The following is a 22900-nucleotide window of genomic DNA, read 5'->3' as shown; positions in this document are numbered from 1 at the left end:
TAGATATATAACTATATAAATAAAAGTATAGATCTTTACTTTTATCATATTTTTGAGGTAAATATGATTGACATAAAAACACTTGTTCACTGAAATCATGGTCAATGACATTTTATTACTCTAAGAATGATAATTTACGCCAATTTGATATTTATAGTGATTTGTTTAGTTGTTCTAAACAAAAGCTATGAAAAATTACCCATATAGACTTGGGTTAAAATAAAAACCTTAAATTACAAGTACATGGATTTAAATATGGATGCCTTGGTTCAGGTGGAAACAGAAATTAATTTCCAAGAGCGTAAGAAAGTAACTTGGATTGTTTTTAGTTTACTCACGTTATGCCTATTGATAGGAATAATGTATTACTTATTTGTATTTCGGTTTTATCAATCAACTGATAATGCTTATGTGCAAGCCGATGTAACATGGGTAATGCCAAAAGTTTCAGGTGAAGTACTTGAATTAATGATTAGCGATAATCAAATGGTAAAGAAAGGAGAGCCTTTAGCCATTTTAGATCATCGTGATTATCAAGCGCGTTATGAGCAAGCACGTTCAGTTGTCAATTTAAAAGAAGCGGCATTAGATGTTCAGCAACAAAATGAAAGATCAGCACGTTCAACCATTACCGAAGCGACTAGTGGTGTACTCGCAGCGGAAGCAGATTTATCTCGCTTAAAAAAGGATTTTTCTCGTTACCAAGATTTATTAAAAGATGGCGTTATCACGCGACAAAATTTTGAAGGTATTCAATCTCAGTATTTGGCAGCACAAGCTCAATTAACGAAAGCTCAGGCAACAGTTCATTCAGCAGAAGCACAACTAGGAAGTATGCAAGCAAGTAGAGCACAACTCTTAGCCGATATTCAAAGTGCTCATGCCTCGCTAAATCTTTATCAAATTGATTTAAATTCAGCAAAAGTTATAAGTCCTGTCTCTGGGAAAATAGGCAGTCTTTCGATTCAAAAAGGATCACGTGTTTCACCACAAACCCGTTTAATGGCGATTATTCCTGAAAATAGTTTATATGTTCAGGCGAATTTTAAAGAAACACAGATTGAAAAAATGCATATTGGTCAATCTGTTAAGCTTAAAGTTGATGCTTACCCAAGTTTAACTTATACAGGAAAAATAGAGAGCTTTTCTCCAGCATCTGGTGCAACTTTTTCCTTGATGCCGCCAGATAACGCAACAGGTAATTTTAATAAAGTTGTTCAACGTATACCCGTACGTATTTCTATAGATCCGACATCCCATGCAGAGCTGATAAAGCCTGGAATGTCTGTTAGTGCCACAGTGGACTTAAGAACATAATAATAAAGTCTTAAAGGTATAAAAAATGAATAAGCATAATGACGCTGAATGGAAATTTGCGCCAAAAGTCGCGTGGATCATTTTTGTCGCAATGATCTTTGGTAATTTCATGGCGATTCTTGACATTCAAATTGTTGCCAGCTCGTTGAATGAAGTACAGGCAGGAATGAGTGCGAGTCGCTATGAAGTGACATGGGTACAAACCGTTTATTTAATTGCAGAAATTATTGCGATTCCTATGTCCAGCATTGTTTCTCGCATTTTATCAACTCGTATTTATTACACACTCTGTGCAATTGGTTTCACCATTAGTTCGCTACTGTGTGCATTGGCTTGGAACTTAGAGAGCTTATTGGTTTTTAGAGCGATACAAGGTTTCATGGGCGGTGGCATGATTCCGACCTCAATGACTGCCTTATTTTTACTTTTTCCTGAAGTTAAACGTTCACTCCCATTGGTTGTATTTGGAATGGTGAGTACTTTGGGTCCTGCAATCGGTCCAACAATTGGGGGTTGGTTAACCAATAATTTTTCATGGCACTGGATGTTCCTGATTAATATCATCCCAGGGATTATTATTGCCACAATTATTTTTTCAGGTCCAAATATTGATAAACCGAATCATGCTTTGATTAAAACGATGGATTGGTTCGCTTTAATTGGTATGGCAATGTTTTTAGGTGGTTTGGAATATTTCCTTGATGAAGGTGCACGTCATGACTGGTTTGTGGATATGGGAGTTAGAATTGCATTTTTTGTATGTATCACAGGTGGTTTTATTTTCTTCTCACGCAGTTTTACACAGCCAAAACCATTATTAGATTTAAGTGTATTTAAAAATAAAAACTTCACATTAAGCTCGATCATTACTTTTGTTATTGGAATGGCATTATACGGTCTAGGTTATATGATTCCCGTTTTTCTTGGACAAGTAAGAGAGATGAATAGTAGCCAGATTGGTCATATTATGATGGTTACGGGTATTGTGATGTTTTTCTTTGCACCATTATTGGCATGGTTAATCCCAAATTTTGATACACGCAAAACAGTTTTTGTTGGAATGATTTTAGCTGGCTTTGGTGTTTGGTTAAATTCACATTTAAGTATTCAGAGTGATTACGACTTTATGTTTTGGCCACAGGTTTATCGTGGTATTGGCTTAATGATCTGTTTAATTGTTGTATCTCATTTAGCGATGAGTACATTACCAATTTCTAAAGTTGCAGATGCAAGTGGTATTTATAATCTTATGCGTAATATTGGTGGTGCAGTTGGATTAGCATTAATCAACTCATCACTTGATTGGCTAACTGCATTACATGTAACCCAGCTAAACCAATATATGACACCGCAAAATTGGTTGTTTATAGAGCGATTAGATCAACTTACCGCTAAATATCAAGATATTGGCACAGATGCTCAGCAAATAGCATTGAGTGTTATTTATCGAGATATTCATTATCAAGCACTTACATCAAGTTTTAATGATTTATTACGTATCCTTGCAATCATTATGGTGATTACCGCATTTCTTACAATTTTTATGGACAGGGCAAAAAAAATGAATATATAGATGAATTAAGATAGAGGGTAAAATCATTTTTTAATGATTTAAAAATAAAAAGGAACATATTCAGCATTTGATTCCTTAAAACAAAAATCTATATGAATTTTATATTTCTTAATGAGATAGAGATATTCATATTCAAAATTTAATGGACTGACTTATGATTAATACAACGGCAAAAATTATTTCAATTTTGAATAATAAGGAAACAACTTATGGTCAATATATTGAAATGGAGAAAATTGATCTTGATAGACTAAAAGCAATGTACTCAATATATGAGCAATATTATGAGAACACTCAGTTTGAAATATTTGTAAATGATTTCAAAAAGAAAAGTGGCGCAATGCTGATTTTTAACTCTAAAACAGATGAAGTGGTTGGATTTTCTACAGTTGCTGTTCAACATTTTTATTTAAATGGTAAAGACTATACCGTTTTATTTAGTGGGGACACTGTAATTTTAAAAGAGTTTTGGGGAAACAGAACACTTCAGTCAACCATGTTGAAACTTATTATTAAACTCCGAGTTAAGTATCCATTCAATGAGTTTTACTGGTTGCTAATCTCGAAGGGTTATAAGACTTATTTATTATTGGCAAATAATTATTATGTTTATTATCCGCATGTTAATGGTGAAAATGAACATCTTTCTAATGTGATTGAGCATTATTGCGAAAACTTCTTTGGGGAGTATTACGATAAAGAGGTTGGATTATTAAACTTCGGCGATGATTATCAACCATTAAAAGGCGAAGTCGCACCAATTACCGAAGAAATGAGAATAACTAATCCTAAAATTGACTTTTTTGAAAGAAAAAATCCAACTTGGACGACTGGTACAGAATTACCGTGCATCGGTCGATTAGGTTGGAAAGACTTGGCTCGTTTCCCTGCGAGATTTATTACAAAGCCTGTAAGTAAAGGTAAACATGAAGCCATCAGGACTAACCGTAAAATAAGCAAGAGTATCTCAAAATGAAATATACAGAATGGCTCACTACGGGATCTCACTTTATTCTGAAGCGTTGGTGTAATTTGACAGATCAACATTTTAGGAAAAATGCAATTGACTTAGAGACAGCTCAACGTCAGATATTGAACTCAATTTTGAAATCATCCAATCTTGCGCAAAAACAGAATATTTCAAGTTATGAGCAATTTATACAATATTTTTCTTCCTCACGTTATGCAGATTGGCGAGAGCAGATAAATCTATATCGTGATCAAAAATTATCACTTTCAAGCAGTAAACTGATTCGTTTTCAACCGACTAGTGGTTCAAGCGAACAAATTAAATTTATTCCTTATACCCAATTATTTTTAGATGAACTTGATCATGCAATCGCACCATGGTTAGCGAGTATGTATCGTAAATGTCCGCAATTACAAGGAGGTACACACTATTGGTCGGTTTCGTGGTTACCTGAAAGTCAACGTGAAGTATTAAAAGATAAAAATCTCAATGATGACAGTGCTTTGTTAGGTATTGGCAAACGTATACTTTCTAAATTTACCCAAGCTGTTCCAAGTAATGTTGCCTTTGCTGCAAATGCTGATGATGCTTTATTTGCGACTTTATGCTATTTGGTCGCCAATCATAATTTAGCTATGATTTCTGTTTGGAGCCCAACATTTGCCTTGCAATTACTTGACCGTTTAGAAGCCATGCAAGATGAGATTGCTGAAGTTCTTGATAGTGGTTCATGGGGGGCACGCCAATCATATTTAGAACAAGTTAAAGCACCATTTAGTCCAAAAAGTGCGAAGCGTTTAATGAATGCTACACATGATCACCAAATTGACTTTGAAAAATTATGGCCGAAATTGAGCTTGTTATCGAGCTGGGACACTGCTGGATCAAAAGATTGGGCTGAAAAACTACAACAGCGATTGCCATTTGTTCAGTTTGAAGGGAAAGGCCTTTGGGCGACAGAAGGTGTAGTCACTATTCCATATAATGGTCAGTATCCGTTGGCATATCAAAGCCATTTCTATGAATTTGAATACTTAACGGGCGAAAATGAAGGGAAAATCATTCCGTCTTGGGAGCTCAAATTAGGTGATGTTGTTAGCCCAATTATTACTTCAGGTAATGGATTACTACGATATTGTTTAGACGATTGCTTATTAGTCACAGGTTTTTTAGAACAGCTCCCTTGCTTTGAATTTCAAGGTCGTCGTTTTGGTGTGGATTTAGTCGGCGAAAAGCTTGCCCCAGAGACTGCACAACAGTTGTTATCTCATCTAAATGACACTGAATCTAAAGCGATTTCTCTGCTTGCTATAGATACACAGCAGCTCACAAAACCATTTTATTGTGTATTGTTTGAAGGAGATATTCATCACTCAGTTGATCATCAATATATTGATAATATTTTGCGTCAAAACTTCCATTACGAATTAGCGCGTAATCTAGGTCAACTTGATCAACCACAAATTCGTAAGGCAGATAATGGCTGGGCTGCTTATAAAAAGTTGGTGATGTCTGATGGTTTAATTGAAGGAAATATCAAGCCAGAACCTTTAAAGAAAATTACTTTAAATAGTTTGGAACGGCTATGAATAAGGGAATAAATCAAATTAGAGCAGACAAAAATAAGTATCGATACTTAGTTTATTTAAGCCTGTGCTGCGCTACCAGTTCAGTGAATGCGATGACTTTAGATGATGCGTTTTCTGCTAGTTTAAGGCATGAAAGCCAATTAGAATTAAGTCGCTTAAGTGTTAACCAATCCACGGCAATGCTTAATCAAGCGACTCAACGAGATGGACTCAAAGTCAATCTCGTTGGGCAATTGGATTATGAAAAAATAGAAACTCCGACCATGGTGATGTTTCCAACAGAAGGAAATCGTAAAGGTCGTAGTTTGCAACTTCAAATGGATTATCCAGTTTATACTTCTGGTCGACACCGTTTAGGCGTTGAAGTTGCGAAGAATCAGCTTTTAGCACGTAATGAAGCGTTATCAGATCAACGATCAGAAACGATATTGAATACAGTGATGGTCTATACCGATGTACTCAAGAAAAAAGCGATTTTAGAGCTCCGAAAGAAAACCATGTCTAATTTGCAGCGTTCTTTGTATGAGTCTCAACGACGTTTTGATGTGGGCATGATCACACGCGCAGATTTGGCCCAAGTTTTGGCACAAGTCGCTCAGGGACAAGCAGATATTACTCAAGCACAATCCAACTTAACGATCAGTGAAGCGCAATTTTACCAAATCACAGGGGCAGCCCCTGATGGTTTGGTTGCAATCAATCAATTACCTAGCATTGCCAATAACATCGATGAACTTTTATCAAAAACCAAAAATCATCCTGCTTTAATACAAGCCAAATTTGAAAAACAAGCTGCAGAAAAGCAATACGCTTTAACCAAAAGAGAGCTTTGGCCGACGGTGATGCTCACCAGCAAATTAGGGGCTCAACATGAAGCAACCAATATCGGTTCTGAAAGTAATAATTATATGGTTGGTGTTCAGTTAAATGTACCGCTATATGATGATGGACTCAATCGGGCAAATATTAATAAAGCTCAGGTCGATATTGAGCTTGCTAATCAGAAAATCAAAAGTTTGGAATTAGATTTGAATCAGCGTATCCGGACGACTTACGCACAACTTCAAACCATTCGCCAAAATAAAGATGCACTGCAAAATGCAATTGACGCAGCTTCAATCGCATTTGTTTATACGCGTAAAGAATTTGAACTGGGTACAAAAACAACATTTGATTTACTCAATACAGAACAGAAGTTATTGGATGTCCAGACTCAAAAAACGGTCAACCAACAAGATGAAGTTGTATTTGTATATCAACTACTAGATCAAATAGGAAGTTTGAATGATTTAGTGTCAACACCACATCATCAACAGGTCAATAATTAATGAACATCGATTTAGTACAACATCGCGACAATACCTTAATTACGCGAGAAGCTACACTTGAGGATGATCAAGGTTTAAGACAGCTTATAGCTGTTCCGATGACCACAAGGGGTGTTCAGATTAGCTTTCAACGTGAACCCAGTTATTTCAAAGCTTCTGACATTCTATACAGACATAAATTACATGTAGTTATTGAAGATAAAGAACAGCAACGAAAAGTTGCATGTTATAGCAATGGTTATCGACCGTGTTATATCAATAGACAAATACAGAGTCTAAGATATGCCAGCGATCTACGTGTTGATCAAAACTATAGAGGAAAATCTTTGGTTAAGGCTTTAGGCGCTCATGTGAAAATCAGTATGTATGAACCTAATTTTAGCCAAATGATTATTTTCAATGATAATCATGCAGCTCGAGCAGCAATGCAAACAGCGAAAACAGGTATGCCTGATTATTATGATGAAGGCTTTATCGAAACTTTAACGCTGACACATTTAGGAAACAAAAGAAAAATCAAAGCTTTCTTAAAGCGTATCACTCAAAATCCAGATGAATATCAAAATATTCAGTCTTGTGTCGCGCATGTAGAACACATTTCGGCAATGAATAACTTTATTGCCGAAATGTCGAATCATTATAATTTTATTCCTGCTTATAACTTCGAAGAATTAGCACAAGGTCATTCATACTTTTCAGGAATTAAACTTTCAGATTTTATCTTGTATTTTCAAGATAAAAAGCTCGTTGGTATGTTTGGTTTATGGGATCAGCATGGGATTAAGCAAACCAAAATTTTGCATTACAGTCCAGTAATTCGTGCACTGCGACCTATTTATAATTTTTGTACATCTGTTACGAAAAGTATGCCTCTACCAAAATTAGGTGACTCAGTGAAATATCATGTATTACACACGTTATTATGTCACCCAGAATCACTTGTCTTACACCATCGTATGCTCGAAGATGCCTACAAACTATCAAGAAAAATAGGTATAGGTGTTGTAAGTTTTACCTTATCTCATAAAGACCCACGCTATCAACTGAACTCATTTTATAAAGGTGAATGCCTAACAGGAATGCATGGTTTTATTAGTTTTGCTGGAGACCCTCGTGTAAATTTTGACAATAATTTGATTCCATACTTGGAAGTAGGGCGGATTTAATTGTTCATAAATAGGCTAGAAAAACAGACAAAAGTTATCAATTACATAAAATACTTCTATAATAGCGCCCATTATGACTAGAGTCAGTTTTTTGTTCAGATGAATGAATGACTCTAGCTACTCTTTTTAAATCAATTTCTTATCCGCGATTCGGGTTATTGATCAATATTTGAAATTTTATGTGTCTGTGCTGACACATAAGAATATTTAGGTGCCAGCATGGAAATCAAGGTTAATTATCTCGACAATCTTCGACAAGAAGCCAAGTTCGATGATTTTACAGTTATCGCTGACCAACCCATTCGTTATAAAGGTGATGGTTCTGCACCGGGTCCATTTGACTACTTTTTAGCATCATCAGCATTATGTGCAGCTTACTTCGTTAAAGTATATTGTGCAGCTCGTGATATTCCGACCGATAATATTCGTTTGTCACAAAACAATATTGTTGATCCAGAAAACCGTTATAAACAAATTTTCAAAATTCAAGTTGAATTACCCGCTGATATTTCTGAAAAAGACCGTCAAGGCATCTTACGCTCGATTGATCGTTGTACCGTTAAAAAAGTAATTCAAACGGGTCCTGAATTTATCATTGAAGAAGTTGAAAGTATTGATGCGGATGCACAAGCACTGTTGATGCCAAGTCTGACATCAGAAAGCAGCACTTATATCGCAGGGAAAGATTTACCACTAGAAGAAACCATTGCCAACATGTCTGGTATTTTGGCGAATCTAGGGATGAAGATCGAAATTGCATCTTGGCGTAATATTGTTCCAAATGTCTGGTCTTTGCATATCCGTGATGCACAATCACCAATGTGCTTTACCAATGGTAAAGGTTCTACCAAAGAAAGTGCTTTGGCATCAGCTTTAGGTGAGTTCATTGAACGCTTGAACTGTAACTTTTTCTATAATGATCAGTTCTGGGGTGAAGAAATTGCCAATGCGGAATTTGTACATTATCCAGACGAAAAGTGGTTCAAGCCTGGTCCGAAAGGTAAATTACCAAAAGAAATTTTGGATGAATATTGCCTTGAAATTTACAACCCAGATAATGAACTACTGGGTACGCATTTATATGATACCAACTCAGGTAATACAGAGCGTGGTATTTGTTCATTGCCATTTGTGCGTCAGTCAGATCAGGAAGTTGTGTATTTCCCATCGAATCTGATTGAGAATTTGTACCTAAGTAATGGAATGAGTGCAGGTAATACTTTAGCTGAAGCACAAGTTCAATGTTTATCTGAGATTTTTGAGCGTGCTGTCAAACGTGAAATTTTAGAAGGTGAAATTGCTTTACCTGATGTACCTCAAGAAGTATTAGCAAAATACCCAAGTATTGTGGCGGGTATCCAAGGTTTAGAAGAACAAGGTTTTCCTGTTTTAGTGAAAGATGCTTCTTTGGGCGGTGATTTCCCAGTGATGTGTGTGACACTGATGAACCCACGCACGGGAGGTGTTTTTGCCTCATTTGGTGCACATCCAAGCTTTGAAATTGCGTTGGAACGTAGCCTAACCGAACTCTTACAAGGGCGTAGTTTTGAAGGTTTAAATGATCTTCCTCAACCAACCTTCCAAAGTGAAGCAGTCACTGAACCAAATAATTTTGTTGAACACTTTATTGACTCAAGTGGCTTAGTTTCATGGCGTTTCTTTAGTGCAAAATCAGACTATGACTTTGTCGAGTGGGATTTCACCAATGACGGTGAAAACTCAAATGAGGAAGAAGCGGCTGAATTGTTTAGCATCTTGGAAGAAATGGGCAAAGAAGTGTATATGGCTGTCTATGAGCATTTAGGTGCAACAGCATGTCGTATCTTAGTCCCAGATTATTCTGAAATTTATTTGGTCGAAGATTTAATTTGGGATAACACCAATAAAGCGTTGGCATTCCGTGAAGACATTTTAAATCTGCATCGTTTGGATCAAACTCAACTTGAAGCTTTGGCCGAACGTTTAGAAGAATGTGAATTAGATGACTATACTGAAATCGCGACCTTGATTGGCATTGAATTTGATGACAATACCGTGTGGGGACAGTTGACTATTCTTGAGCTCAAACTATTGATCTATATTGCATTAGAACAGTTTGAAGAAGCCAAGGAGCTAGTTGAAACCTTCTTACAATACAATACCAATACTGTTGAACGTGGATTATTCTATCAATGCATGAACGTAGTACTTGAAGTATTGCTCGATGATGAGATGGAATTAGAAGATTATGAAACGAATTTCCGTCGTATGTTTGGTAACGAACGTATGGATGCAGTCATCGGATCTGTAGAAGGAAATGTTCGTTTTTATGGTCTCACACCAACAAGTATGAAACTTGAAGGGCTTGATCGCCATTTACGTTTGATTGATAGCTATAAGAAATTGCATCAAGCGCGTGCAAAGGCTGTCGGAGTAGCTGTGTAAATACAAGCTAAACGTTGAACCTTTAAAAAGTGCATGTTGATCATGCACTTTTTTATTGTAAAAATATTAAGACTTTGTAATTTAATAAGAAATTTTTTAAGATAAAATAAAAGTTATTTTTAAATATATGTTAATTGTTTTAAAAAAGCATCGCTTCATAAGTTAGATCGTCTTTTAAATTTTCCTAATCCATAAAAATATGTGAATAAAGTGCCTAAAATGGGTTGACATTAAAGTTCACTTTAATCTTAAAGTAAAACCATACAAAATGAGGGCACAAGAAATGAATGTGTTTGAAAGACTGGTTTTCCCAAATGGTTCTCGTATTCCAAACCGCATTGCAAAAGCAGCAATGGAAGAAAATATGGCTGATCTAAACCATGCGCCATCAGAAGCATTAATGCGTTTATATCAAGCATGGGCAGATGGCGGTGTTGGTTTAATCATTACTGGAAATGTGATGGTAGATCGTCGTGCCATGACTGGACCAGGTGGTGTGGTATTAGAAGATGAAAAATATTTAGACACCTTTAAACGTTGGGCACAAATTGGGCGCTCTAAAGGTGCTCAAGTTTGGCTGCAAATCAATCATCCCGGTCGACAAATGCAATCGAATTTGGGACAACAAACTTGGGCACCATCAGCTGTTGCATTAGATCTAGGCAAAATGTCTAATCGCTTCAATCTTCCGATTGAAATGACACAGGAGATGATTGAGGAAGTCATTCAACGTTTTGCCAATACCGCTCGTTTAGGTGAAAAAGCAGGATTTAATGGTGTGGAAATCCACGCTGCACATGGTTATTTACTTAGTCAGTTTTTATCACCACTGAGCAATAAACGCCAAGATCAATGGGGTGGCTCACTAGAAAATCGTGCTCGCATTTTGATTGAAATCGTAAAAGCAGTTAGGGCAGTCGTGTCAGAAAAATTTACGGTAGCCGTTAAATTGAATTCTGCCGATTTTCAGCGTGGTGGCTTCAGTGCAGAAGATGCTCAAGAAGTGGTGAAAATGTTAAACGAGCTATCTGTAGATTTGGTTGAGCTTTCAGGTGGAAGTTATGAAGCACCTGCAATGCAAGGTCAAGCTAGAGATGGGCGAACCTTAGCACGAGAAGCCTATTTTTTAGAGTTTGCCCAAGAGATTCGTAAAGTCGCGAAAATGCCAGTGATGGTAACAGGTGGAATTCGTCGTAAACAGATTGCAGAACAAGTAATTGAAAGTGGTGTCGATATGGTTGGAATAGCTACCGCTTTGGCAATCGACCCCAATTTACCGAATCAATGGAAAAAAGGTCAAAATATTGCACCAGAGCTTAGACCTATTACTTGGGAAAATAAAACATTGGCTTCACTAGCCAATATGGCGACAGTAAAATTCCAGTTGCGTAAACTGAGTTTAGGTAAAAAAACCAATTCCAAAGTTTCACCTCTATGGGCATTGATTTTACAGCAAGCTGCAATGGCACGTCGTACTCGCCAATATAAAAACAATATGCGTAATTATGTTGCGTATCAATAACAGAGATTTCATATGACAAATACGAACAATTTAAATTGGATGATATACGGCGCGAATGGTTATACGGGTGAGCTAATTGCCCGAGAGGCTGTGCGACAAGGGCTAAAACCTATCTTGGCAGGACGTAATCAAACGAAAGTCATTGAATTAGCTCAGGAACTTGGTCTTGAATTTCGTGCCTTTGGGCTAGATGAGGTTACTCAGATCAGCAAACAGTTAGAAGGTCTGCATCTAGTTATGCATTGTGCAGGGCCTTTCTCATCAACGTCAAAGCCCATGATGCAAGCATGTATTAATGCTGGTGCGCACTATTTAGATATTACAGGTGAGATTTCTGTTTTTGAACTAGCACAGTCTTTAGATGCTCAAGCACAGCAAGCAAATATTGTGCTCTGTCCAGGTGTTGGGTTTGACGTTATTCCAACAGATTGTGTCGCAGCTGCACTGAAAGAGGCTTTACCAGATGCAACTCATTTGGCATTGGGTTTTGATTCTAAAACTGGGCTTTCTCCCGGAACAGCTAAAACCAGTACTGAAGGCATGGCGGATGGTGGAAAAATCCGTAAAAATGGAAAAATTATTACAGTACCTTTAGCACACCATGTTCGCCAGATTGATTTTGGTGATGGTCAAAAGAGTGCGATGAGTGTACCTTGGGGTGATGTCGCTACAGCATTTTATACGACAGGAATTGCTAATATTGAGGTGTTTGTGCCTGCATCCCCAAAAGTAATTTTTGGTGCAAAAATGTTGAATAGCTTGCGCCCGCTATTAAAACTTCAAGTCATGCAAAAAATGATGAAATCTATAATTGGAAAATCAGTTGTTGGACCAAACGAGGAATTACGCGCCAAGCTCCCAACCTATGTATGGGGTGAGGCTAGAAATGCTCAAGGACAGATCAAAACAGCACGAATTCAAACTGAAAATGCTTATAGCTTAACGGTGAATGGTGCGCTGACGGTAGTTCGTTATTTACTTGAACAAAAAGTGAAAGGTGGAACATATACGCCAGCCAAATTAATGGGTTATCAACTCGTAACCCAAATCAAAGGTTCAGGTGCATTGATTATTACTTAAATGAAGTTATTTAATTTTCTAGCCAGAAACATATTCTAAATATGTTTCTGGCTTTTCTATAAAATTTTTACGATCAATTTAAAATATGAAGTCATAGGGATGTTTATATAAATTTTATTTTTAGATAATTTTTTATATTTATTAATTGGATTTAATTCAGTCTAAGCATAATGAAAATAATAAAGGAATAATTCTTAAAGTTTAAGATAAATATTTATGATTAATATAAAAGACATTCTCATCGGAGAATGTCTTTCGTGAAGGATTTATTTTTTAGTTTTATCTTTTATTTTATCTAAAGATGGCATCGGAATAGGCATATTCAACGCCAATTGAGCATCTTTGACGACATCTAAACGTAGTACTTTGTTTGCACCTAGCTCATCTATCAATTTGCTCAGAGGACCACCACTACGAACTAGCTCGACATTTTTAGGAAATAACTTTTGACCAAAAGCCAATGTATTTGATTGCACAGAAGTTTGATGCCATTGACCATCGACTTGATTAAACATCGTCTTGGTTTCGATGCGTGATTGAGGTTTGACGTTCTTAATAGTTGGTATTGGTGCAGTTAAACTGAGATCAGGTTTTCCGTCCGTATTATAGATATGAGCTTGAACCTGTTGATGATCAATTTTCATGTCTATTGGCGTCAACCATTTCGGCAACTGATACCCATACACACCACGCACACGTGCAATCTCTGTATCCACTGGTAAGGCAAGTACATAACCATAATAATTATGCTTTCTCATTGAGCTTAATAATTCAGTCGAATGAAAGTAATGAGCGTTTGGTTGGCGAACAACGATCGCAATAGAAACCTCGTCATAAGGATCAACATCGCCAACCGCATATGAGAAGAAAGTCAGCGAAACTAAACCATAGCCTGGGAATGGTTGTAAAGGCTCAAGTGGGGATGGTAGTTTTGCTTTTAATTTATTTATAGGTGCCAACATGAGGAGTTGTACATTACTGGTACGGTAATAAAAATTTGGAGACCAAACTTTTCCCACTCGTGTTTCAACTAGTTTTTTAGGAATAGTTCTAAAGTAATCAATATTTCCCGCAGCTGGGTCTTTTGCAACCTCGTCTAAGTTAGGATTCATCCGAAAACGATCATAATAACCACCTTTAGGCACATTGACTTTATATGGGCCAAATTCGACGACTGTAGTGGGTTGCGTATTATTGCTCATTGTTTTTGCTACCGTACTAGGGGTTAAATTATTTTCTGCTGCTTGAGTAGAAATACCTAAAAATAGGCTGATTGATATTGCAGTAATAGAACGATTTAAATGAGTAAGATTAAACATGATCATATGACTCCTATAGATCTCACTGAAATGCTAAGATTAAAGTAAGGTTTAAGGTCAAGCTTATTTTTAATAAAAATGAGAAAATTAAAATTAAAAACTTTAAAAATAAAATATTGGACACAACTATTCACAAAAACCAGATTTCGTGAATCTGGTTTTTACATATCAATATGAAAACTTAATTTAAACTTTTTAATTTTTTCACGACTGCTTCAGCAATAGCTTTACTCGATTGAGGATTTTGTCCAGTAATAATTCGATCATCTGTAATGACATAAGAACTAAAGGGGAGTAAAGCACGTTTATATTTTGCACCACGATCAATCAATCCATTTTGTAAAGAAAAAGGGACTTGGGATTTGATTCCTGAAAGTGTTTCTTCAATATTGGCGAAACCTGTTACGGTTTTCCCTGTAATCAGTGGTTTGCCTTTTTCGTCTTGTAATGGCAGTAATCCACCAACCCCATGACAAACAGCAGAAACAACCCCGCCTTGTTGATAAATCTTTTCACTAATATTTTTCAGCTCTTTATTTTTTGGAAAGTCCCACATCGTGCCATGACCACCCGTATAATAAATCGCCTTATAATTTTTCGGTTCAATTGTATTTGGTGCCAATGTTGTTTTCAGACGTTGCATAAATCGGGGATCGGCTAAGTGAGCTTTTGCCGCACGATCTAAATAAATAGATTTCAAACTACGTTCATCCAATGGAACAGCACCGCCTTGTGGACTGACAAAATCCATGTCATAGCCAGCAGCTTCGGCAACATCATAAAAATGGGTGAGTTCTGTGAGCCATAATCCTGTTTTATCTGTTCGAGTTGGATAAGTCGCATGATTAGTCATGACCACGAGAATTTTTCCATTCTCTTTTGTCGCATGAAGTTGAGACGCTGTTTCAGATGAATAGGCATAATTACTTGCAAAAACAAACGTAACAATAGGAATTAACCCTTTGCGAATATTCCAAGCTTTGAACATGACAGGTTCCTCATTAATTACCTGAGTCCAATGCTATGCTTAAAGTGAGGTTTAAGGTCAAGCTGTTTGTAGATCAAATCATCGTAGCTTTCTAAAGTTTAGAATAAGTTCAAAAATATCAAGTGCTATACTCATGATCTTGACAGCTTTGAATAATCTATTTGATACTTTACGCCACGATAAAATAACAATGAGATCTAAAGGTTGGCTAAACCATTACATCGAAGAATGATTCCAGAAACCTATGTTCATTTACTATTTGAATATCTGGAAGCACAAGGACATGATCCAGAAAAAGTATTAGATGAGCCTTGGCCTGTTCCTGATGAAAATGGTCTTGGTGGCGTTGCAATTGAACATTGGGAAAACTTATTACAAATTGCAAAAGATTATTTAAATGATCCATTGATTGGCTTGCATGTGGGACAAACGATTACTGCGAGACATCTTGGAATCATTGGCGCGGTACTTTCCACTTGTGATAATTTTTTTACAGCCGTACAGCGTTTTGAACGTTATCAGAGGCTTATTTTTGATGTTATGCCCGCAAATATTCAACTACTTGCTGACTGTGTAGAGTTAACTTGGGATGTGAGTGAACATCAAGAAGGTGGTTTAGTCGATGAAACTGGTCGAACGGTGATGGTGCAGTTTGCTCGAAGCTTAATTCGCGGTAAAGAAAGCTTACAAGCAGTTCATTTTATTCATAAACAACCTGAAGATATTAGAGCTTATGAAGAATACTTTGGTTGTCCTGTTCTTTTCGAACAACAGGTTCCATTGATTCGATTTGGGTTAGAAATGTTAAGTTTACCTTTAAAAAGCCCTGATACAGCTTTGATGGCTATACTTGATAAACATGCTGATCAACAGCTAGCACGTCTACCACAAGTCGAAGAAATTATAGAACAAGTTCGTAAGCAGATTGCTTATTTACTGCATCAAGGTGAACCAGAGATTGATCAGCTTGCTGCAAGATTACATTTGTCGCGTCGAACATTACAAAGGCGACTAATTGAAGTTGGCACAAATTTTCGCAAAGAATTAAATCTAGTGCGTTATGAATTAGCAAAATCTTATTTAATCGATCCAAGATTGCAAATTATAGATATTGCTCTGTTACTCGGATACTCTGAACATAGTGCGTTTACCCGAGCCTATAAAGAATGGTCGGGTAAAACACCACAGCAAGAAAGAGAATCTTTCAATATAAATTCAATGAATTGATCTGATTTTAATCCTGCTTTTCTGCCAGCCGCATCGTTTGTTTGAGTTGTTTTTGATTGAATCCTATGAGCTCAATAATGTTACGAAACAATCCCGGAGCTTTGGCAACAAATTTATTAGTTTTAGGTACAATCACAATATCTTTACGTTTCTCAATACCTTCAACCAGTTCTGAGACCACGGTTTCAATCGCTACATATTTCCAAATCCCTGTATTGCCTTTCCAAACGGCTTTGCCTGCTGGATCTGATTGCACAGCATCCATCATCGGCGTCTGAAAGAAAGTAGGGTGGATACTTCCAACACCAATATTTAAATGTTTAAGTTCCAAACGGAGACTATCACATAATGCCCAAACACCCGCTTTACTTGAGGTGTAATGCGTGTTTAAAGGGGAGTGTACAAATGCCGCCAAGGACGAAATTGCCAATAAATAGCCTTGAGTTTCTTTTACATAAGGTAGAGCAGAACGAAATGTACGAAATACACCTGTTAGATTAATATCAATTGTTCGCTCAAATGTTTCAGGTGCCATATGTTCTAATGATGCAGGACGCCCAATACCTGCATTGGCAATGACGACATCAATTTTGCCAAAATGCTTTGCCGCACTTGCCATCGCATTTTCCAAACTTTCTAAAGAGCAAACATCTGCTTGCCATCCCATTGCGTTACTACTTCCACCTAAGTCATTTGCTTGCTGGGTAACTTTATTTAAATCTAAATCTAGTAACGCTAACTTAGCACCTTTATCGCGTAATGCCTGTGCTGTTGCTTGACCTAAGCCACCTGTTGAACCAGTAATGACGACAACTTTATCTTTTAATTGATATTTATTCATGATTTTTACTCGATTAGATAGCAACTGTTCGTTTTAGAAAATTAATTTGATCATTCACTACATGCTCAAATGCGTCACCGATATAAATTTCGAAATGACCATAGTGATAGCGTTTAATTTCTTTTTGAGGGGTTTGATTGGCATAACGCAAAGTTGCTTTTGAAGGTGCAACACTGTCGGTTTCACAAACACAATATAATACAGGGGCTTTTATTTTCTTAGCTTGACGTCCGGGATAGTAACGAATGATGTCAAAGGCAAAGCGGGCTGCGACATAATTTTTATAATCAGGATCATATTTAGTTAATTCGAGTGAACCTGAATGTGCATCTGCTGCATTCATGAGTGCCGTATTACCTGGTGTTGCGGACAAAGGCACCATTACAGGTTCATTTCCCAGTACAGCACCTATGCGATCACGTAATGCCAAAGTTGTGAGTTTTAACGAAGTTACTGGATCCATGACTAAACTTGACGAAAGTCCATCTGTGAAAGGACATTGAGAAATGGCCGCACGGATATTTGCATCTTGGGCAGCAGTAGCTAAAACATGTCCTCCAGAAAAGGACGAACCCCACAGAATAATTTTTGAATGATCTATTCCTGATAATTGACGCGCATAAGCTATCGCAGCTTTCCAGTCTTCAAGTTGGCGGTTAATGTCTAGAAGTTGTCTTGGTTGACCTTCACTGTCCCCAAAATGCCGATAATCAAAAACAAGGCAGGCATATCCTGCTGCTACAAAACGTTCGGCAAAAGCAGTTAGACGCATTTTTCGAGTGCCACCAAGCCCATGAGCCATGATGATAATTGGGGATGGGGATTTCTGCGCTGGACGATATAAATATGCACTACATTTCAAATCACCAGAATTAAAGTAAATATCGCTTGGTTGTGATCTTTCACTATTTTTGCTGCTCATCGCTATTTCCTAATGATGGGGCGTAGCGCTATTTTTGAGCAAAGTTAATGTATGATCTTGATGGAAACCGCCATATCATTTGATATTTTACGCCAATTTATTTAACTGCTTTATAACCAAACTTAATAACGTATTAATTCTTATCATTTTCATAATATAGATTGAGTAATCGCTTGGCATTTTCCGCACAAGTAATTTCATCTGGTTTATTGTTGATTGCATAAATCATCATTTTTAGATTTTGCTTACTTACTGCTAGTTTTTGTTCTAATTCCTCAATGTCTTTAATTTTACTTTCTAGAATGCTTATAAGTGTATCATGGTCCCAATTTGCCGCATTTGATGGCAAAAATGCTTTAATTTCTGTAAGCGAAAAACCAACTTGTTGAGCTTGCTGAATTAAGAAAAGCTGTTTGAGGTCATCCTCACTATACTCTCGATAACCATTCGCTTTGCGTTTTGCTTTAGGCAACAGTTTGATTTGTTCATAATAACGAATCGTCGGTGTAGTTAAACCGCTGTGTTTTGATAATTCGCTAATATTCATTTTACTGATTTCCTCTTGACATTGAAGTTAACTTTAGACTTATAGTGATGCAAAAGCAAGATTAAAAAATAATGCTAAAGCAGAGGTAAGATATGTCAAAACGTATATTGCACGTTGTCACTAATGTTTCTCAATATGAAGGAATTGATCAGCCTACAGGTCTATGGTTAGGTGAATTGACCCATGCTTATGATGAGTTTGAAAAACAAAATTATATTCAAGATATTGTTAGCCCTCTGGGAGGCAAGTCTCCGATTGAACCAAAATCATTAGGACTTTTCGTTGCTGATCAATCCGTTTTGAAAAGAAAAAATGATCAAACATTTATGCAACTGCTCGAAAATACTAAAAAACCATCTGAAATCAATTGGGAAGACTATGATGTAATTTATTACACGGGTGGGCACGGCGTGATGTGGGATTTTTTAAATAATGCCGAACTTCAAGAAATGACCAGAAACATTTATGAAAAAGGTGGCATAGTTTCTAGTGTCTGTCATGGTTACTGTGGGCTATTGAATGTTCGCCTTTCGGATGATGAATATCTAATAAAAGATAAAAAAATAACTGGTTTTGCATGGAGCGAAGAGATATTTGCAGGCGTCGCAAAAAAAGTACCTTACAATGCTGAACAGTTAGCGAAACAACATGGGGCAATGTACTCTAAAAAATTCATTCCTTTTGCACCCTATGTAGTTCAGGATGGCAATTTGATTACTGGTCAAAATCCATTTTCTGCTCGCCAAACAGCCCAAGTGATTATTAAAAATTTATTAAAGCAGTAAATGTTCAGAGTGATTTTGATCAAAAGCTCCGTTTATGCCTAAAGCATTCGGAGCTTTTAAAAATATTAGATAGATGGTGGAAAACATACTTGTTCAATTATGGAAAATTGTGAATACTCATGCCCGAAAAATTCAGGCTATAAGATTATTTCTTGGGGTTAGGCAACTACTGTGAAAACATATCCATTTACATTTTCTCGTTTACACAAGGCATTACTGGCAGTTGGTTCATTTTCGTACCTAGGGTTAAGTTCAGTATTGGTACATGCTGAAGATGAAAATAAAGTATCCAGATTAGAAACAATCACAGTAAAAGCCCAAGTAGCAGAAAATGTATATTTTCAACCCAAGGTAAATCTGTCTGGTTTCACACAACAAAATCTCGCTGAGATTCCTGCATCTATTCATACTGTAACGGCTGAGCGAATTGCCGACCAACATGCAAGAACTGTAACGGATGTTGTGAAAAATGATGCCTCTGTGGGTGATGGTTATGCCCCAATTGGTTATTATTCGAATTTCATCATGCGCGGTTTTGCCTTAAACCTCGGTTCGAGCTATTTGCTGAATGGTAACTTGCTGCGCGGCGAGCAAAATGTCGCGCTTGAAAACAAAGAACAAGTGGAGATTTTGAAAGGTATCAGTGCTATTCAAAGTGGAATGTCGACACCAGCGGGTGTCGTTAATTATGTAAGCAAACGTCCTAAAGACATCCGTTCAATGACCATTGATGCAGATAGTCATGGTGGTAATGTTATCGCAGCTGACTTTGGCGGATTTTTAGGAACAGAGCAGCAGTTTGGTTATCGAATGAATTTGGCGCATGAGGATATTCATCCGCATGTAGAACATGCCAATGGTAAACGCTTATTTGGTTCTTTAGCATTAGACTGGAATATATCAGATCGTTCAAAACTAGAATTTGATATTGAATCACAGCGTCAACGTCAGCGTTCAGTACCAGGCTATCAATTACTTGATGGTAAAACCGTACCCGCTGGTGTGGCGTGGGATCGTTTACTTGGCTATCAAAGTTGGAGCCAACCTGTCATCAATCAAAGTTTAAATACGAGCTTAAAATATAATTACCAAATCAATAAAGATTGGTCAGCAAATCTAAGTGCTTCTCAAAGTCGTGTTGTGGTGGATGATTATTCTGCCTTTCCATGGGGATGTTACAGCAGCACGTGTCAGATTACAGGTTTTGGCAATACCTTTGATCAAAATGGTAACTATGATATTTATGACTTCCGCAGTCCAGATGACAGTTATCTAACTAATCAATTTAAAGCGGGCTTAAATGGTCAATTTATTACTGGCACATGGCAACATAAACTGAGTTTAGAATTATCACATACTTATAAACGACATGCGCAATATGATGCGATTAATCAAGCTGTAGGTACAGGGAATATTTATACTGATACTGTGGACTTTGCTCCATCAGGCGCGGTTTTGGGCAATCACTACAAATCTTTAAACAGTCAGCAAACAGGATTAAATTTACTTGATCAAGTTGAATTTAATACAGCATGGTCAATTCTAGCAGGCGGAAAACTACTGCATTTAAATGAAGATGCTTATAATGCATCTGGTCGTAATATTCGTGACACTAACTTTAATCGCTTTTTACCACAATTTGCTGTGATGTATCAGCCTTTGGAAAAGACTCATGTCTATGCTTCTTACGCTAAAGGATTAAGTGACGGCGGACAAGCGCCGTGGTTTGCAAACAATCCTTTTGTGACATTAGCACCTAAACATTCAGCTCAATATGAATTGGGATTTAAGCAGCAGTGGCAAGATTTACTTTTTTCAGCTGCATTATTTGATTTAAAACAAGATAACCAATATACCAATACTTCAAATGATTTCGTAAAAGATGGTGAACAACATAACCTTGGTTTGGAATTTGGTCTTCAAGGACGTCTTGTTCAAAATTTAGATGTGACATCGACTTTAGCACTTACACGTTCGCGCTTAAAAGACATACAGTCATCTGAATATCAAGATCATCAAACTCAAAATGTACCTCGTGTACGTTTAGCAACTAATATTTCATATCAAATCCCCCAAGTTGAAGGATTACGTTTACTCGCTGGTATACAATACAGTAGCAGTAAATATGCCAATAAATCAGCTACAGTAAAAGTACCTAGCTATACTTTGTTTAATCTAGGAACTGCCTATAACTTCCGTGCTTATGGCTATGAAAACACGCTGAGATTCAATCTTGATAACGTATCAAATAAAAAATACTGGCGAGATGTGGGAAGCTTCTTTGGTGATGACTATTTATTTTTAGGCACACCGCGTACTGCAAAATTTTCATGGACAGTGAATTTTTAAATAAGAATTCAATAATATGTAAAGATCATCTATTTGCCTTGCTCCTCTGAATAGTTGATCTTTACACTAAAATAAAATTAAACAATCAAGCTACACATCATTTGAAAAAAATAGTAATGCTAGAATGACCTTATAAAAATCATGTATCAATCCATTTATCATCTAAAAAGGCTAATTAAATATGAATAAAACTCTACTTAGCGTATGTCTTGCTGTAAGCACTTTTTATACGATGAATTCAGCCTATGCAATAGATGCAAAATATAGAGCGAAGTTAGAACGTTCAGGTTGTACTCAAGTATCTGCGCTACAAGGTTGTGATGTTAATAAATCAAAAGCCGAGAATAGCAAAGCAGGATTTGGAACTGATAAAAGAATTATTTCAAATACTTACGCAGGTAAATGGATCGCAAAAAACTCAAACAGCGAGCAAACAGTATCGAATATTCTTGTTGATAATAAAGAAAATGTTTGGGTGAATGGGCAAAAAGTTAAATCGAAGCGAAGTGATGGAGGATTAATTTTCAAAAAGGGCTTTATAAGCTATAAATTAGAAGGTGATCCAACGCAACAAGATAAAAGCTATTGGACTGATTCAGATGCTAAAACATCAGGTCCAATTGTTAGGAAGTAATTATTTTCCATCAGAAGATCTAATGTAATGGGCTGCTGATTCTATTTTAGCAGCTCATTTATCTATAAAAACTTGCAGGATTCAAAGTTTCATTTTTCCGATTACATGAAAATAGGGCGGAGGAGAATATGGAATGATGACTATTTTTTGATTTTTTATCCAAATATTACAGCTCCAAAAATAGATTTATGCTTTGGGTGATTTAATCATTTTATATTTTTTAGACATTACGCTTTCATTTCCATTTTCCTTCGAAATATAAATTTAAAAATATAAATCAATATTTTTCATTAGCTTATATTTAAGCTACTTATTCTAA

18 protein-coding genes are annotated in these 22900 nt (G+C 36.6%); 13 read left to right on the top strand and 5 right to left on the bottom strand.

What is annotated here, in order from left to right; all coding sequences use genetic code 11:
• Positions 1-255 precede the first annotated feature (255 nt).
• The 9 genes from AAV96_RS05505 to AAV96_RS05465 all read left to right on the top strand — a co-directional run bounded on the left by AAV96_RS05505 (position 256) and on the right by AAV96_RS05465 (position 12969).
• Positions 256-1317 carry an HlyD family secretion protein gene (locus AAV96_RS05505; RefSeq protein WP_046738594.1) on the top strand — a complete coding sequence of 354 codons (1062 nt, stop codon included), beginning with the start codon at positions 256-258 and terminating at the stop codon, positions 1315-1317.
• A gap of 25 nt (positions 1318-1342) precedes the next feature.
• Positions 1343-2890 (top strand): DHA2 family efflux MFS transporter permease subunit, encoded by a 1548-nt coding sequence (locus AAV96_RS05500; RefSeq protein ID WP_046738593.1) that lies wholly within the window; start codon positions 1343-1345, stop codon positions 2888-2890.
• 187 nt (positions 2891-3077) lie between these two features.
• Positions 3078-3866 (top strand): hypothetical protein, encoded by a 789-nt coding sequence (locus AAV96_RS05495; RefSeq protein ID WP_171249123.1) that lies wholly within the window; start codon positions 3078-3080, stop codon positions 3864-3866.
• On the top strand, positions 3863-5449 hold the full coding sequence (locus AAV96_RS05490; protein ID WP_046738591.1) for a GH3 auxin-responsive promoter family protein: 1587 nt from the start codon (positions 3863-3865) through the stop codon (positions 5447-5449). Before AAV96_RS05495 ends, AAV96_RS05490 begins: the two co-directional genes overlap by 4 nt.
• A complete protein-coding gene (locus tag AAV96_RS05485) occupies positions 5446-6777 on the top strand; it encodes a TolC family protein (RefSeq protein WP_046738590.1) in 1332 nt (443 codons plus the stop codon). The genes AAV96_RS05490 and AAV96_RS05485 overlap by 4 nt, the downstream gene beginning before the upstream one ends.
• Positions 6777-7943, top strand: a complete 1167-nt coding sequence (locus AAV96_RS05480) for a hypothetical protein (protein WP_046738589.1) — start codon at positions 6777-6779, stop codon at positions 7941-7943. The genes AAV96_RS05485 and AAV96_RS05480 overlap by 1 nt, the downstream gene beginning before the upstream one ends.
• Positions 7944-8162: 219 nt before the next feature.
• Entirely contained in the window at positions 8163-10367 is a 2205-nt protein-coding gene (locus AAV96_RS05475) for an OsmC domain/YcaO domain-containing protein (RefSeq protein WP_046738588.1), read from the top strand.
• 283 nt (positions 10368-10650) lie between these two features.
• A complete protein-coding gene (locus AAV96_RS05470; RefSeq protein WP_046738587.1) occupies positions 10651-11889 on the top strand; it encodes an NADH:flavin oxidoreductase/NADH oxidase family protein in 1239 nt (412 codons plus the stop codon).
• 12 nt (positions 11890-11901) lie between these two features.
• Positions 11902-12969, top strand: a complete 1068-nt coding sequence (locus tag AAV96_RS05465; protein ID WP_046738586.1) for a saccharopine dehydrogenase family protein — start codon at positions 11902-11904, stop codon at positions 12967-12969.
• Between the two features lie 266 nt (positions 12970-13235).
• Here the strand turns inward: AAV96_RS05465 and AAV96_RS05460 are convergent, their stop codons facing one another.
• Both AAV96_RS05460 and AAV96_RS05455 read right to left on the bottom strand, forming a co-directional pair.
• A complete protein-coding gene (locus tag AAV96_RS05460) occupies positions 13236-14288 on the bottom strand; it encodes an acetoacetate decarboxylase family protein (protein ID WP_046738585.1) in 1053 nt (350 codons plus the stop codon).
• Positions 14289-14469: 181 nt separating this feature from the next.
• Entirely contained in the window at positions 14470-15276 is an 807-nt protein-coding gene (locus AAV96_RS05455; protein WP_046738584.1) for a type 1 glutamine amidotransferase domain-containing protein, read from the bottom strand.
• 228 nt (positions 15277-15504) lie between these two features.
• On the opposite strand from AAV96_RS05455, the gene AAV96_RS05450 reads away from it, so the two are divergent.
• Positions 15505-16503 (top strand): AraC family transcriptional regulator, encoded by a 999-nt coding sequence (locus AAV96_RS05450; protein WP_046738583.1) that lies wholly within the window; start codon positions 15505-15507, stop codon positions 16501-16503.
• 7 nt (positions 16504-16510) lie between these two features.
• Here the strand turns inward: AAV96_RS05450 and AAV96_RS05445 are convergent, their stop codons facing one another.
• The 3 genes from AAV96_RS05445 to AAV96_RS05435 form a co-directional block, all read right to left on the bottom strand.
• A complete protein-coding gene (locus AAV96_RS05445) occupies positions 16511-17344 on the bottom strand; it encodes an SDR family NAD(P)-dependent oxidoreductase (RefSeq protein ID WP_046738582.1) in 834 nt (277 codons plus the stop codon).
• Between the two features lie 13 nt (positions 17345-17357).
• On the bottom strand, positions 17358-18266 hold the full coding sequence (locus AAV96_RS05440) for an alpha/beta hydrolase (protein WP_046738581.1): 909 nt from the start codon (positions 18264-18266) through the stop codon (positions 17358-17360).
• A gap of 133 nt (positions 18267-18399) precedes the next feature.
• On the bottom strand, positions 18400-18813 hold the full coding sequence (locus AAV96_RS05435) for a MerR family transcriptional regulator (RefSeq protein WP_046738580.1): 414 nt from the start codon (positions 18811-18813) through the stop codon (positions 18400-18402).
• A 92-nt stretch (positions 18814-18905) separates the two neighbouring features.
• Here AAV96_RS05435 and AAV96_RS05430 point away from each other — a divergent pair, with 92 nt between their 5' ends.
• The 3 genes from AAV96_RS05430 (at position 18906) to AAV96_RS05420 (ending at position 22581) form a co-directional block, all read left to right on the top strand.
• The gene (locus AAV96_RS05430; protein WP_005216268.1) at positions 18906-19598 is read left to right on the top strand and encodes a type 1 glutamine amidotransferase domain-containing protein; all 693 of its coding nucleotides are present in this window, start codon (positions 18906-18908) and stop codon (positions 19596-19598) included.
• 171 nt (positions 19599-19769) lie between these two features.
• Positions 19770-21947, top strand: a complete 2178-nt coding sequence (locus tag AAV96_RS05425) for a TonB-dependent siderophore receptor (protein WP_046738579.1) — start codon at positions 19770-19772, stop codon at positions 21945-21947.
• A 181-nt stretch (positions 21948-22128) separates the two neighbouring features.
• Entirely contained in the window at positions 22129-22581 is a 453-nt protein-coding gene (locus AAV96_RS05420) for a hypothetical protein (protein WP_046738578.1), read from the top strand.
• Positions 22582-22900 lie beyond the last annotated feature (319 nt).

The sequence above is a fragment of the Acinetobacter sp. AG1 genome, assembly GCF_001005525.1.
GTDB classification, from domain to species: Bacteria; Pseudomonadota; Gammaproteobacteria; order Pseudomonadales; family Moraxellaceae; genus Acinetobacter; species Acinetobacter modestus.
This window is presented reverse-complemented; position numbering and strand designations above follow the sequence as displayed.